At 65.8% G+C, this 12,427-nt stretch carries 10 protein-coding genes and 1 tRNA gene; 7 read left to right on the top strand and 4 right to left on the bottom strand.

The window, feature by feature from the left end; genetic code table 11:
* Positions 1 to 3: 3 nt before the first annotated feature.
* The 4 genes from R2APBS1_RS06145 to R2APBS1_RS06160 all read left to right on the top strand — a co-directional run bounded on the left by R2APBS1_RS06145 (position 4) and on the right by R2APBS1_RS06160 (position 6,207).
* Positions 4 to 1,281 (top strand): RNA polymerase sigma factor, encoded by a 1,278-nt coding sequence (locus tag R2APBS1_RS06145; RefSeq protein ID WP_015447257.1) that lies wholly within the window; start codon positions 4 to 6, stop codon positions 1,279 to 1,281.
* A 115-nt stretch (positions 1,282 to 1,396) separates the two neighbouring features.
* Positions 1,397 to 5,128, top strand: coding sequence for a diguanylate cyclase domain-containing protein (locus tag R2APBS1_RS06150; RefSeq protein WP_007510668.1), 3,732 nt, complete (start codon positions 1,397 to 1,399; stop codon positions 5,126 to 5,128).
* Positions 5,129 to 5,599: 471 nt separating this feature from the next.
* Positions 5,600 to 5,914 (top strand): type II toxin-antitoxin system RelE/ParE family toxin, encoded by a 315-nt coding sequence (locus R2APBS1_RS06155; RefSeq protein WP_007510671.1) that lies wholly within the window; start codon positions 5,600 to 5,602, stop codon positions 5,912 to 5,914.
* Between the two features lie 2 nt (positions 5,915 to 5,916).
* Complete coding sequence (locus R2APBS1_RS06160; RefSeq protein WP_007510672.1) at positions 5,917 to 6,207, top strand: helix-turn-helix domain-containing protein; 291 nt, start codon at positions 5,917 to 5,919, stop codon at positions 6,205 to 6,207.
* 55 nt (positions 6,208 to 6,262) lie between these two features.
* Here R2APBS1_RS06160 and R2APBS1_RS06165 read toward each other — a convergent pair whose 3' ends face one another.
* Positions 6,263 to 6,694, bottom strand: a complete 432-nt coding sequence (locus R2APBS1_RS06165) for an Arc family DNA-binding protein (RefSeq protein ID WP_027489850.1) — start codon at positions 6,692 to 6,694, stop codon at positions 6,263 to 6,265.
* 88 nt (positions 6,695 to 6,782) lie between these two features.
* On the opposite strand from R2APBS1_RS06165, the gene R2APBS1_RS06170 reads away from it, so the two are divergent.
* Positions 6,783 to 7,145, top strand: a complete 363-nt coding sequence (locus R2APBS1_RS06170; RefSeq protein ID WP_015447260.1) for a hypothetical protein — start codon at positions 6,783 to 6,785, stop codon at positions 7,143 to 7,145.
* A gap of 64 nt (positions 7,146 to 7,209) precedes the next feature.
* Positions 7,210 to 7,974 carry a hypothetical protein gene (locus R2APBS1_RS19265; protein WP_015447261.1) on the top strand — a complete coding sequence of 255 codons (765 nt, stop codon included), beginning with the start codon at positions 7,210 to 7,212 and terminating at the stop codon, positions 7,972 to 7,974.
* Positions 7,975 to 8,069: 95 nt separating this feature from the next.
* On the opposite strand, the gene R2APBS1_RS06180 is transcribed toward R2APBS1_RS19265, so the two are convergent.
* A tRNA-Val gene (locus tag R2APBS1_RS06180) sits at positions 8,070 to 8,144 on the bottom strand.
* Positions 8,145 to 8,268: 124 nt separating this feature from the next.
* On the opposite strand from R2APBS1_RS06180, the gene R2APBS1_RS06185 reads away from it, so the two are divergent.
* Positions 8,269 to 8,610, top strand: coding sequence for a lipid-A-disaccharide synthase N-terminal domain-containing protein (locus R2APBS1_RS06185; RefSeq protein ID WP_007512800.1), 342 nt, complete (start codon positions 8,269 to 8,271; stop codon positions 8,608 to 8,610).
* Between the two features lie 30 nt (positions 8,611 to 8,640).
* Here the strand turns inward: R2APBS1_RS06185 and metH are convergent, their stop codons facing one another.
* Entirely contained in the window at positions 8,641 to 11,340 is a 2,700-nt protein-coding gene (metH, locus tag R2APBS1_RS06190; protein ID WP_041676682.1) for a methionine synthase, read from the bottom strand.
* Complete coding sequence (locus R2APBS1_RS06195; protein ID WP_007512804.1) at positions 11,337 to 12,416, bottom strand: homocysteine S-methyltransferase family protein; 1,080 nt, start codon at positions 12,414 to 12,416, stop codon at positions 11,337 to 11,339. The genes metH and R2APBS1_RS06195 overlap by 4 nt, the downstream gene beginning before the upstream one ends.
* Between the last annotated feature and the right edge of the window lie 11 nt (positions 12,417 to 12,427).

Below are 12,427 nucleotides of genomic sequence, written 5' to 3' on the forward strand. Positions count from 1 at the left end.
CGCATGAGCGCGACCGACACCCATCGCACCATCGACGCCGTCTGGCGGATCGAATCGGCCCGGTTGATCGCCGGCCTCGCCCGCATGCTGCGCGACGTCGGCCTGGCCGAGGAGCTGGCGCAGGACGCGCTGGTGGTGGCGCTGGAGCAGTGGCCGCAGAGCGGCGTGCCGGACAACCCCGGCGCGTGGCTGATGACCACCGCGAAGCATCGCGCGATCGACCGGCTGCGCCGCAGCAAGCTGCTCGAACGCAAGCACGAACAACTGATGCACGAGCTGGAACACGAGCAGGAACATGCAAGAGCCGCCGACGAGGCGGCGCTGGACGATCCGTTCGGCGACGACCTGCTGCGGCTGATCTTCACCGCCTGCCACCCGCTGCTGTCGATGGAGGCGCGCGTGGCGCTGACCCTGCGCCTGCTCGGCGGCCTGACCACGGAGGAGATCGCGCGCGCCTTCCTGGTGCCCGAGCCGACCATCGCGCAGCGCATCGTGCGCGCCAAGCGCAGCCTGGCCAAGGCCGCGGTGGCCTACGAGGTGCCCCGCGGCGAGGAGATTGCCGCACGCCTTTCCTCGGTGCTCGGGGTGATCTACCTGATCTTCAACGAGGGCTATTCGGCCACCGCCGGCGACGACTGGATGCGCCCGGCCTTGTGCGAGGACGCCCTGCGCCTGGGCCGGGTACTGGCCGGCCTGATGCCGCGCGAACCCGAAGTGCATGGCCTGGTGGCGCTGATGGAGCTGCAGGCCTCGCGGTCGCGCGCGCGGGTGGATGCATGCGGCGAGCCGATCCTGCTGCTGGAGCAGGACCGGTCATTGTGGGACCGGCTGCTGATCCACCGCGGCCTGGCCGCGCTGGAGCGGGCCGGGAAGCTGGGCGGCGCGCTGGGGCCGTATGCGCTGCAGGCGGCGATCGCCGCCTGCCACGCGCGCGCCTTCACCGGCGAGGAGACCGATTGGCCTGGCATCGCGGCGCTGTATCGAACCCTAGCCCGGGTGATGCCCTCGCCTGTCGTGGAACTCAACCGCGCGGTGGCTGTGGGCATGGCCGGCGGCGCGGTGGCGGGTCTGGAACTGGTCGATGCGCTGGTCGACGAGCCGAGCCTCAAGCGATACCACCTGCTGCCCGCGGTGCGCGGCGACCTGCTGGTCCGGCTGGGGCGTGTCGACGAGGCGCGCCGGGAGTTCGAGCGGGCCGCCGCGCTGGCCATGAACCGGCGCGAGCGCGAGCTGATGCGCAAGCGCGCCCAGGCCTGCGGGGAGAGTACGTCGTCCGGGTGAACGAGGCTGCCCGTGCACGCCGACGCAACGCGTGATGGATTAATGCGTGCTCCCGTGATGAAGTATGACGACGGTCGATGTACCGTCGGTTCGTTCGAGGGGTATCCGCAGGCGGATGAACAGCCAGGAGCAGGCACGTGGCGAACTGCGCGAGCGCTTCTACCGGAGCGTGGCGGAGACCCTTGCGCTGCTGCATGCGCCGCCGGATCGCGACCGCCGCCGGACCATGGTCACGATCGCGGGCATCCTGGCCTCGACCATGGACCTTCCGCTGGTATGGGTCGGCCGGCGCGAACCGGGTCAGGACAGCGTTGAGGTAATGGCGGCGGCGGGAACCGCCGCGGAGTACGCGTCCGCGCTGCGCCTCAGCGCAGACGAATCCGCCCCTGGCGGGAGTGGGCCGGTGGGCATGGTGTTGCGCGAGGAGCAGGCACGGGTGACTCCGGTCGGTGCGCCGGAGTTCGCGCCATGGCGCGACGACGCGCGGCGGCACGGTTTCGGTTCCTGCATCGTGGCCGCGTCGAGGACACGCGACGATGGCCAGCTGGTGCTGACCGCCTACTCCCGCGACGACGGCCCCAGCCTGAGCGGAGAGTTGCTCGATTGGGCGCAGCGGCTGGCCGATGAGCTGAGCCGGTTCTGGGATCACCAACTGCTGCTGGAGCACAGCGTGCGGATGGGCCGCTATCGCGATGCGCAGCGCACGATCCAGCGCGCCTTGCTCGAACAGCCGGATCCGGAATCGGTCTATCGCACGCTGGCCCGGGCGCTGGTCGACATCGCCGGTGCCGCGGCGGTCGACGTGTTCGCCGCCGATGGTGCCGACCCGATGCTGCGCCGTATGGCCCTGGTCGGTCCGATCGCGGACATCGTGCGCGGCCTGCCGCTGCCGCCGCGACACGACGACGGCGCGGTCGTGCCGGCGCAGACGCAGGCCTTCATGCAGGGCGCGCCGGTCATTTGGCGCCATTCACCCGATGCACCGCAGGACGACACGGCGTTCCGCCGGGAACTGCTCGAACATGCCGGTGCGGTGGGCTGCTGGCCGCTGTTCGCATCCCCTGCCGGCGCGATCGGCGCGGCGCGGATGCCGACTGGCGTGTTCGCGGTGTTGACCGTCGAGTCGGACGCTTTCGACGACGAGATGTGCCGCCTGCTGGACGAGATCGCCGACGCGACCGGACTGGCGCTGCGGCAACACGCGCAGCGGCACGCCCTGCTGCAGGAGCAGGAGCGACAGACCTACCTGGCCCTGCACGACGACCTCACCGGCCTGCCGAACCGTCGTGCGCTGGATCGGCACCTGGAGAACGTGCTGGCCCGCGCCCGGCGGCGGGGTCGGCTGGTGGCCGTGGGTTTGCTCGACCTGGACGACCTGAAACCGATCAACGATCGCCACGGCCATGCCGTGGGCGATCGCCTGCTGGTCGAGATGGCAAGCCGCTTTCGCCAGATGCTTCGCGCCGGCGACTACGTGGCCCGGCTCGGTGGCGACGAGTTCGTACTGGTGTTCGAGGATCTCGAATCCGTGCAGGACATCGACGGGCTGCTGGAGCGTATTGGTGAAGTCCTGGGGTTCCCGGTGACGATCGACGGCACGGCCATGGCCGTGGGCGCCAGCCTGGGCATCGCTTTGTATTCCAGCGAAACCCGGACCACCGGCGAACAACTGCTGCGCCGCGCCGACCAGGCGATGTACCAGGTGAAATCGCGCAAGCGGCACCGCTCGCACTGGTGGTCGCTGGTGTCGCCCGATGGCGTGGTGGACCAGGCCGACGAGCTCGATGCTGCCGCCACGCCCTACGGTGAACATGCCGCCATGTTGCTGGACTCCTGCAGCAAGGCGTGGGAGCCGCGGTTGCCCGGCATCGTGGAAAGCTTCCATGCCGGGCTGCGTGCGCATGACGGCATCTCCAGGCTGCTGGACCTGCTTCCGGCCGAGGACCTGAAGACGTTCGAGGCGCATCAGCTGCAGCATCTGCTGGTCCTGCTGCGGGCGGATCTGGACATGGCCGGCCATCGCGCCCGGGCGACGCGGACCGGCCTGTTCCACGCCGCCTGCGGGCTCGAGGAAGTCTGGCTGCTGGAGGCGATCGAGCAGTTGCGCGACATCATGGCCACCGTGCTGGTCGGCGTCGGCCAGAACGAGCGCCGCGCGCTGGCGGTCCTGCTGCAGCGGCTGGGCATGGAGCGGCAGTGGCAGCTGGAAAGCATGCGCGAACTGCAGCGCCGCCGGGTGGCCCTGCTGGCCAGGGTCAATGCGCTGGCATGGTCGGCCGAGGGCTACCTGGAACTGATCCAGGGCGTGGCCGATATCCTGGTGTCGCACAAGGAAATCGTCGCCTGTTCGGCCGGGCGTCCGGACGCGTCGGGCCAGCTGACCTACGAGGCGGTGGCCGGTACGGCCTTTGCCGAGTACCTGCACGCGCTGGTCAGCGGCAAGGCGGCGCCGATCCGGGTCGACACCGACCAGCCGAGTGGGCTGGGCTCCAGCGGGCGCGCCTGGCGCACGGCGCGAATCCAGCGCTGCGCGCACTACGGCAGCGATCCGGCGATGGCGCCCTGGCGCGACATCGCGCTGAGCCTCGGGGTGGTTTCCAACGTGGCCATCCCGCTGTGCGCCTCGCCGTTGCAGCCGGCGGTGGTGCTGACCGTGTACAGCCCCTACGCCGGCGGCTTCCACAGCGAGGACCAGCGGGCCTTCCTCGAACAGATCAAGACCGTGCTGGACCTGGCCCTGGCGCGCCTGGCGCCACCGCGCCAGGGCACCGAACTGCTGCCGTTCTTCATGCGCGAGCGCTGGCGCGCGATGGTCGCCACCGACGCGCTGCAGATGCACTACCAGCCGCTGGTCAGGCTGGCCGACGGCCGCGTCGCCGAGATCGAGGCACTGGCGAGGTTGCGCGACGAGGACGGCGAACTGCTGGCGCCGGCCCGGTTCCTGCCCGCGCTGGGCGCGGACGACCTGCTCGTGCTGTTCCGCCAGGGGCTGGGCCAGGCCGCCGCCTGCCGCGGGTCGCTGTTGCGCGCGGGCTATGCGCTGGACATTTCGGTGAATGCGCCGGCAGCCGCGCTGGGAGATCCGCGCTATGCCGAGGTGGCAGCGGCCGTGATCGCCAGCAGCGGCTGCGCGGCGCAGGCGCTGCTGTTCGAGATCCTCGAATCGCCGATTGGCACCGAACATGCCGCCGTGCCGCAGGGCTCGGGCATGCAGTCGCTGAAGGCCCTGGGCGTGCGCCTGGTCGAAGACGACCTCGGCGCGGGCTACAGCTCGCTGATCCGCCTGCGCCAGTGGCCGTTCGACCGCATCAAGATCGACCAGGCCATCGTCGGCCAGGCGCGGCAGGATCCGCTGGGCACCTTGCGCTTCATCCGCCAGCTGATCCGGATCGGGCACGACCTTCGGCTCGAAGTGGTCGTAGAGGGGCTGGAGTCGCCCGAGCTGATCGAGGCGGCGACGATCCTCGGCGCGGATTTCGGCCAAGGCTACGCGCTGGCCCGACCGATGCCTGCCGACGCGTTGTCCGCCTGGCTGACGGATTACCGCTGGGAGCAGGCTTCCGCATGGCCGCAAACCGGGTTGGGCGCGCTCGCCGGCGAGCTGCGCTGGGAGGAGCAGTTCGTTGCCTTGCCACCCGAACCGGCATTCTGGGCCCGGCATGCGCAAATCAGCTGCGACCCGGGCGAATACCTGCACCGGCCGGAACTCGGCAGCGTGCTGGATGCCAGCCACCAGGCGATGCACAAGGCGGCCCTGGCCGGCCCGGCCGACCCTGGCTACCGGCGCGAGCGCGAAGCCTTCCTCGCGCTGCTGGTCGAACACGTGCTGGACAACTTTCGCTCCTGAGCCAGTGTGCGCACGGCCGAAACGGACAAGGTGGTGGGCGATGCAAGGATCGAACTTGCGACACCTACCGTGTGAAGTGCCCGTTGCTACACGCACGCTGCGCTGTTCATGGTGTCCGCACAACGAACAGGGCCAGCCGGCAAGGTGGCCTTGTTCGTCGGATTCGGTGGTGGGCGATGCAAGGATCGAACTTGCGACACCTGCCGTGTGAAGTGCCCGTTGCTACACGCACGCTGCGCTGTTCATGGTGGCAGGCACGTCCCCGGCGATGATCGAGAAGCACTACGGCCACCTGCTGCATGACCACGTTGCCAAGGCGATGGCTGGACTGGCGTTGTAACAAATTGTTACAGCACTAGATCAAGCTGCAACCAGTTCCACCTTGACGCGATAGCCCAGTGCGGCGCGGCTGGCGCTGTGAACCCATGTACGCCATTGACGCACATACGCCACTGACGTAGGATGCACCCCATGATCTTTGTTGAGACGCCAATCTTCACTGCCCAGATCAAGGATCTGCTGAGCGATGATGATTACGGGGCGTTCCAGCGCTATCTAGCCGAGAATCCGGAGGCTGGCGACGTCATCAAGGAAACCGGCGGACTACGCAAGATCCGCGTGGCGGCGAAGGGTCACGGCAAGAGCGGCGGCGCGCGAGTGATCTACTACTACTTCGTTTCTGCCTCGCGTATCGCCATGGTTTTCGCCTATCCGAAGAACGTACAAGAAAATCTGACGCCTGCGCAAAAAGCAGCACTAAAGAAAGTCATAGAGCAGTGGAGATAACCGTGGACGCCAATATGTTCGACAACCTGATGGAAAGCGTGACCCAGATGGACGAGATTGTCCGGGGTGAGCGCCAGCCGTCGCGCGAGGTCCATATCGACGCGCTGGCCGTCAAGGAGATCCGCCGCGCCACTGGACTGTCACAGGCCAAGTTCGCCGGCATCGTCGACGTGCAGGTCGGCACTCTTCGCAACTGGGAGCAGGGCAGGCGTGAACCCACTGGCCCAGCCAAGGCGCTACTGCGCGCGATCAGCAAGGACCCCAAGCACGTATTGGAGGCGTTGGCCGACTGAGCTTCAGCCACCCTCGACCATCAACCCCGCCTAGCGCGGGGTTTTTTGTGGGCGGTTAGTTCGCTACCGGCCTTGCCTTAATCAAGCGCTCAACATCTTCCTGCACCGACGCAGCAAGGGTGGTGAGAGTTTCCATCCGAATCTGGAACACCGAAATGCGTTCCCCGACGGACCGATATTCAGCCGATCCGGGATCAGCCCTTTGTAGCCGCGTTCGCTCTGCGTCTAGACGCGTGTGGATATCTTGAAGTGATCGCTGCAGGTTAGCGAGCTCCGCCATCCGCTGCCGCAGCATCTCGCTCTCGATGTCTGGTGGAAAGCTCGCCTCCAAGCGCTGAACGATTTCCGCGTTCATCGAGCGCCCCGATACTTTCGCAGCCTCATTGATGCGCTCGTGGAGGTCGGCGGTGCTATCGGTGGCGATGGCGATCTTCGGGGCGACCCGCGCCGAGCCGGTCATGGAGCTGGGGCTGATGATGCCGGGCAATGGTTATAGCCACTGATGAGGTGTACGTTATTGGCGGAGTGCGGATTGGCCGCGCCGCAATGGCGCATATCGGTCTAACGGGGGCGACATGAAACGACTTCTAATGGCAATGACGTTGCTGATTTCCACCGCAGCCATTGCTCAAGCGGTGCATCGAAATGCCACGCCGAAAGAATTGGCAGCCATCAAGGAAGGTATGGCAACGATGCTGAAGGACGCGGATTCTGCAAAATTTCGGAACGTCTTTGTCGACGATAAAACCGGGATGGCATGCGGCATGGTGAATGCTAAGAACGGCATGGGCGGATACACCGGATTCACTTACTTCATGGCTACGGTATGGCCGATGCCCAAAGGCAGCCCGCCGAACATCGGAGTACTCGGCATAGACGCAGATGACGAAACATCATGGCAGCAGCAGTGCGAAGAAAAAAGATTGACGGCCAGATGAGCATCACAAAACATGCATTCATCGCACTGATCGTGCTTGCTATCGCTTTGATGGTGTAGTTGGCATGATCGTCATGGACTGCGAATCACGCGAATCAGCGCTTGCATCCGTCTCCCAAATCTATGGCGTCTCCGGGATTGAGATTGACGGATTCCTGCAGGCCTTCGACCTTGAAGCCCATTATGAGAACTCCGACCCTAAGTACCCGGGTGATCAAGAGCTGCGCAGGATATTCGAGTGCTCGCTCGACTGCAGAGCTTCCCGACTTGATCGAGTGTTCTGGTTTCATCTAACACGAGTGCGCCCAGGCGCGGATTTCGCGGAGGGCATACAGCCGCTGTCCGTGTCGCTTGAGTGCGTTTGGCAAACCATATTGAATGTTTTTCGTGGCACGGAGCACGAGACGCGGCTGCTCAATATGCGCCGTAATGGCGTGCCAAATTTTCACTACGAGTTGAAGGCTGACGATGCGCTTCACGCTGGCCCCTACGCCATGATGGTTCGAGCAGTCGCCACTCGCTCGGAGGAGATCGGTAACCACAACTACCTATGGCTTCCAGAGATCATGGAAGACATCTGCAACGGCTATCTGGGGGCATATGGCACCGCCCTGCACACCGAGCTCAGTCAAGCACTCACGCCGACTATTGTGAAGTTCTGGAGCGCAAAGCGCTGCGGCATTGATTGCGTGGAAGCTGCGCTGTTCTATCTCCACCAAACCGCGCACGCCGAGCGCCTTTCGCTGGGCTCAAACACCTGCTTTGATGGCGAGAACCAAACGGTGCTGCCTGAGCAGGTTGTCAAGGTCGAGAGCCTCGCCGCATCTTGATGGTGGGGTGGTGGCGTTTCCCTTTGTGTTTCCGTACCAGCGTCCGTACAACGAAAAAGGCCACCCGCTAAGGTGGCCTAAGTCGTTGAATCTATTGGTGGGCGATGCAAGGATCGAACTTGCGACACCTGCCGTGTGAAGGCAGTGCTCTACCGCTGAGCTAATCGCCCGCCGAGAACGCGCAATTTTAGGGGGAGTCGCGGAACGGGTCAATGCCTTGCGTGGATCGAACGTGCCGGGACGGGGATGCGGGTTGCTAGACTTGCCTCCCTCTCAAGTCGAAAGCGCACCACCATGGAATTCATCAGCGTTCATCTGGCCAGCATTCTGCGTGCCCTGCAGCAGTTCGAGCTGACGCCGTGGAAGATGGTCGGGTTTACCGGAACCTTGCTGTTCACCAGCCGCTGGTTCGTGCAGCTCTACTACACGCGCAAGTACAAGCGGGTGGTGATGCCGCTGGCGTTCTGGTGGCTGTCGGTGTTCGGCAGTGCCCTGTTGCTGGCGTATTTCGTGGTCGGCAAGAACGACTCGGTGGGCATCATCTCCAACTTCTTCCCGGTGTTCGTCTCGGTTTACAATCTGGTGGTGCATTTGCGCCACCGCAAGAACAGCGTCACCGGCGACACCACCGCGTGATGGCATGGCGCCGATGCGGGCGCCGTGCGGTTAGTCCGGGTCGTAGTCGAGGTTGGCGGCCAGCCAGCGTTCGGCTTCGGCCTGGCTCCAGCCCTTGCGTTTGGCGTAGTCCTGCACCTGTTCCAGGCCGAGCCGGCCGACCACGAAATACTGGCTGCCCGGGTGCGAGAAGTACCAGCCGGACACCGCCGCCGCCGGGTACATCGAGAAGCCTTCGGTAAGTTCGATGCCGGCGTTGCGGGTGGCGTCCAGCAGCTTGAACAAGGTGGTTTTCTCGGTGTGGTCGGGGCAGGCGGGGTAGCCGGGGGCGGGGCGGATGCCCTGGTACTTTTCGGCGATCAGCGCCTCGTTGTCGAGGTTTTCGTCGGGCACGAAGCCCCAGAACTCCTTGCGCACGCGCTGGTGCATGCGCTCGGCGAAGGACTCGGCGAGACGGTCGGCCAGCGCCTTCAGGATGATCGCGGAGTAGTCGTCGTGCTCGGCGTGGAAGCGCTCGAGATGCGCCTCGATGCCCAGGCCCGCGGTGACCGCGAAGCCGCCGATCCAGTCGGGCCGGCCGAACGCCTTCGGTGCGATGAAATCGGCCAGGCACAGGTTGGGACGTTCCACCGGCTTGTCGGCCTGCTGGCGCAGGTGGTGCAGCCGGGCCAGTGGCTGGGCGCGGGTTTCGTCGGTATAGATCTCCACGTCGTCCATGAGGTTGGCGGCCGGCCAGAAACCGATCACCGCGCGGGCCGTGAGCCACTTCTCGTTGACGATCTTGTCCAGCATCGCCTGGGCGTCCGCGAACAGCTCGCTGGCCTGCGCGCCGACCACGGCGTCGCTGAGGATGGCGGGGTAGTGGCCGGCCAGTTCCCAGGCCTGGAAGAACGGCGTCCAGTCGATGCGCTGGCGCAGCTCGGCCAGCGGGTAGTCGTCGAACACGGTGAGGCCGGGCTGCGCCGGCTGCGGCGGGTCGTAGCTGGCCCAGTTGCAGGTGAAGCGGTTGCCGCGCGCGTGTTCCAGCGTCACCAGTTTCTTGCCGGGACCGCGGTGCTTGTGGCGCTCGCGCACCTCGGCGTATTCGCTGCGCACCTTGGCGAGGAAGCCGTCCACCAGCTCCTTGCTGACCAGCGACTGCACCACGCCGACTGCGCGCGAAGCGTCCTTCACCCACACGCAGGCGGTTTCGTAGTGCGGCTCGATCTTGATCGCGGTGTGCGCGCGCGAGGTGGTGGCGCCACCGATCAGCAGCGGGATGTTGAAGTTGCGCCGCTTCATTTCGCGGGCGACGTGGGCCATCTCTTCCAGCGAGGGGGTGATCAGGCCGGAGACGCCGATCATGTCGGCGTTTTCCTCGATCGCGGTGTCGAGGATCTTCTGCGCCGGTACCATCACGCCGAGGTCGATCACTTCAAAGTTGTTGCAGGCGAGCACCACGCCCACGATGTTCTTGCCGATGTCGTGCACGTCGCCCTTGACCGTGGCCATCACGATCTTGCCGTTGGAGCGGCTGGTGTCGCCGCTGTTCTTCTTCTCCTCTTCCATGAAGGGCAGCAGGTAGGCCACCGCCTTCTTCATCACGCGGGCGGATTTGACCACCTGCGGCAGGAACATCTTGCCGGCGCCGAACAGGTCGCCGACCACGTTCATGCCGTCCATCAGCGGGCCTTCGATCACGTCCAGCGTGCGCGTCACGCCCTGGCGCACTTCCTCGGTGTCCTCCACCACGAACTGGTCGATGCCGTGTACCAGCGCATGCTCCAGCCGCTTGCGCACCGGCAGTTCGCGCCAGGCCAGCGCGTTGCCGTTGTCCTGCTCGCGTGCGCCCTTCTTGTGTTTCTCGGCGATTTCCATCAGCCGCTCGGTGGCATCGGCACGGCGGTTCAGCACCACGTCTTCCACGCGCTCGCGCAGCTGGGGTTCCAGCTCGTCGTAGATCGCCAGCTGGCCGGCGTTGACGATGCCCATGTCCATGCCGGCCTGGATGGCGTGGTAGAGGAACACGCTGTGGATCGCTTCGCGCACGGTGTCGTTGCCGCGGAACGAGAACGAGACGTTGGAGACGCCGCCGGAGAGATGCGACAGCGGAAAGCGCTTCTTCAGCACCTTGCACGCCTCGATGAAGTTCACCGCGTTGTCGGCGTGCTCCTCGATGCCGGTGGCGATCGGGAAGATGTTGGAGTCGAAGATGATGTCTTCGGGCGGGAAACCCACTTCCTCGGTGAGCAGCTTGTACGAGCGCTCGCAGATTTCCAGGCGGCGTGCCACGGTGTCGGCCTGGCCGTTCTCGTCGAAGGCCATCACCACGGTGGCGGCGCCGTAGCGCAGGATTTTTCTTGCCTGTTCGAGGAACGGGCCTTCGCCTTCCTTCAGCGAGATCGAGTTGACCACGCCCTTGCCCTGCAGGCATTTGAGGCCGGCTTCGATCACGCTCCACTTGGAGGAGTCCACCATCACCGGGATCTTGGCGATGTCCGGCTCGGCGGCGATCAGGTTTAGGAACTTCACCATCGCCGCTTCGGCGTCGAGCAGGCCCTCGTCCATGTTCACGTCGAGGATCTGCGCGCCGCTTTCCACCTGCTGGCGGGCCACTTCCACCGCTTCGTCGTAGCGGTCTTCCTTGATGAGTTTCTTGAACTTCGCCGAGCCGGTGACGTTGGTGCGTTCGCCCACGTTGACGAACAGCAGGTCGGGCGTGATGACCAGCGGCTCCAGGCCGGACAGGCAGGTATGGCGTGTCATGGTCATGCGGCCTCCGCTTGGTCGGCCGAAGGCAGTGCACGCGGGGCGATGCCGCGCATCGCCTCGGCGATCGCCTTGATGTGCGCCGGCGTGGTGCCGCAGCAGCCGCCGACCAGGTTGAGCAGGCCGTCGCGGGCGAAGCCGGCGATCACGCCGGCCATGTGCTCGGGCGTTTCGTCGTATTCGCCGAACGCGTTCGGCAGGCCGGCGTTCGGGTGCGTGCTGACGCAGCTTTCGGCGAGGTTGGCCAGGGTCTGCACGTGCGGGCGCAGGTCCTCGGCGCCGAGCGCGCAGTTGAAGCCGACCGACAGCGGACGGGCGTGGCGTACCGAATAGTAGAACGCCTCGGCGGTCTGCCCGGACAGGGTGCGGCCGGAGCGGTCGGTGATGGTGCCGGAGATCATCACCGGCACCTGTGCGCCGCGCTGGTGGAACAGTTCGGAAAGCGCGAACAGCGCGGCCTTCGCGTTCAGCGTGTCGAAGATCGTCTCGACCATGATCACGTCGGCGCCACCGTCGATCAGGCCGCTGGCGGCTTCGGTGTAGTTCGCCGCCAGCTCTTCGAAGGTGACGTTGCGGAAGCCCGGGTCGTTGACGTCGGGCGACAGCGAGGCGGTGCGGCTGGTCGGGCCGAGCACGCCGATCACGAAGCGGGGCTGCTCCGGCGTCTTCGCCGTCATCGCGTCGCAGGCGGCGCGGGCCAGCTTCGCGCCTTCCAGATTCAACTCATGGGCCAGGTGCTGCAGCTTGTAGTCGGCCTGGCTGATCCGGGTGGAGTTGAAGGTATTGGTCTCGATCAGGTCGGCGCCGGCTTCGAGGTAGGCGTCGTGCACGCCGCGGATGATTTCCGGGCGAGTCAGGGTGAGCAGGTCGTTGTTGCCTTTCAGGTCGCAGGCACCGGCATGCTCGTGCGTGTGGCCGTCGTGGCCGTGCTCGAAGCGCTCGCCGCGGAAGCCGCTTTCGTCCAGCCCGTGCGCCTGCAGCATGGTGCCCATGCCGCCGTCGAGGATCAGGATGCGCTGGCGCAGCGCCTGCTCCAGCAGGGCGACGCGGTCGGGATGGAGCCAGGGCAGGGTACTCATCGAACTTCCTT

Source organism: Rhodanobacter denitrificans (assembly GCF_000230695.2).
GTDB lineage: Bacteria > Pseudomonadota > Gammaproteobacteria > Xanthomonadales > Rhodanobacteraceae > Rhodanobacter > Rhodanobacter denitrificans.

Bases quoted from the DNA above. Each gene is read 5' to 3' on its own strand.
- R2APBS1_RS06145 (WP_015447257.1), top strand. From the start codon at position 4: ATGAGCGCGACCGACACCCATCGCACCATCGACGCCGTCTGGCGGATC.
- R2APBS1_RS06150 (WP_007510668.1), top strand. From the start codon at position 1,397: ATGAACAGCCAGGAGCAGGCACGTGGCGAACTGCGCGAGCGCTTCTAC.
- R2APBS1_RS06155 (WP_007510671.1), top strand. From the start codon at position 5,600: ATGATCTTTGTTGAGACGCCAATCTTCACTGCCCAGATCAAGGATCTG.
- R2APBS1_RS06170 (WP_015447260.1), top strand. From the start codon at position 6,783: ATGAAACGACTTCTAATGGCAATGACGTTGCTGATTTCCACCGCAGCC.
- R2APBS1_RS19265 (WP_015447261.1), top strand. From the start codon at position 7,210: ATGATCGTCATGGACTGCGAATCACGCGAATCAGCGCTTGCATCCGTC.
- R2APBS1_RS06185 (WP_007512800.1), top strand. From the start codon at position 8,269: ATGGAATTCATCAGCGTTCATCTGGCCAGCATTCTGCGTGCCCTGCAG.
- metH (WP_041676682.1), bottom strand. From the start codon at position 11,340: ATGACCATGACACGCCATACCTGCCTGTCCGGCCTGGAGCCGCTGGTC.
- R2APBS1_RS06195 (WP_007512804.1), bottom strand. From the start codon at position 12,416: ATGAGTACCCTGCCCTGGCTCCATCCCGACCGCGTCGCCCTGCTGGAG.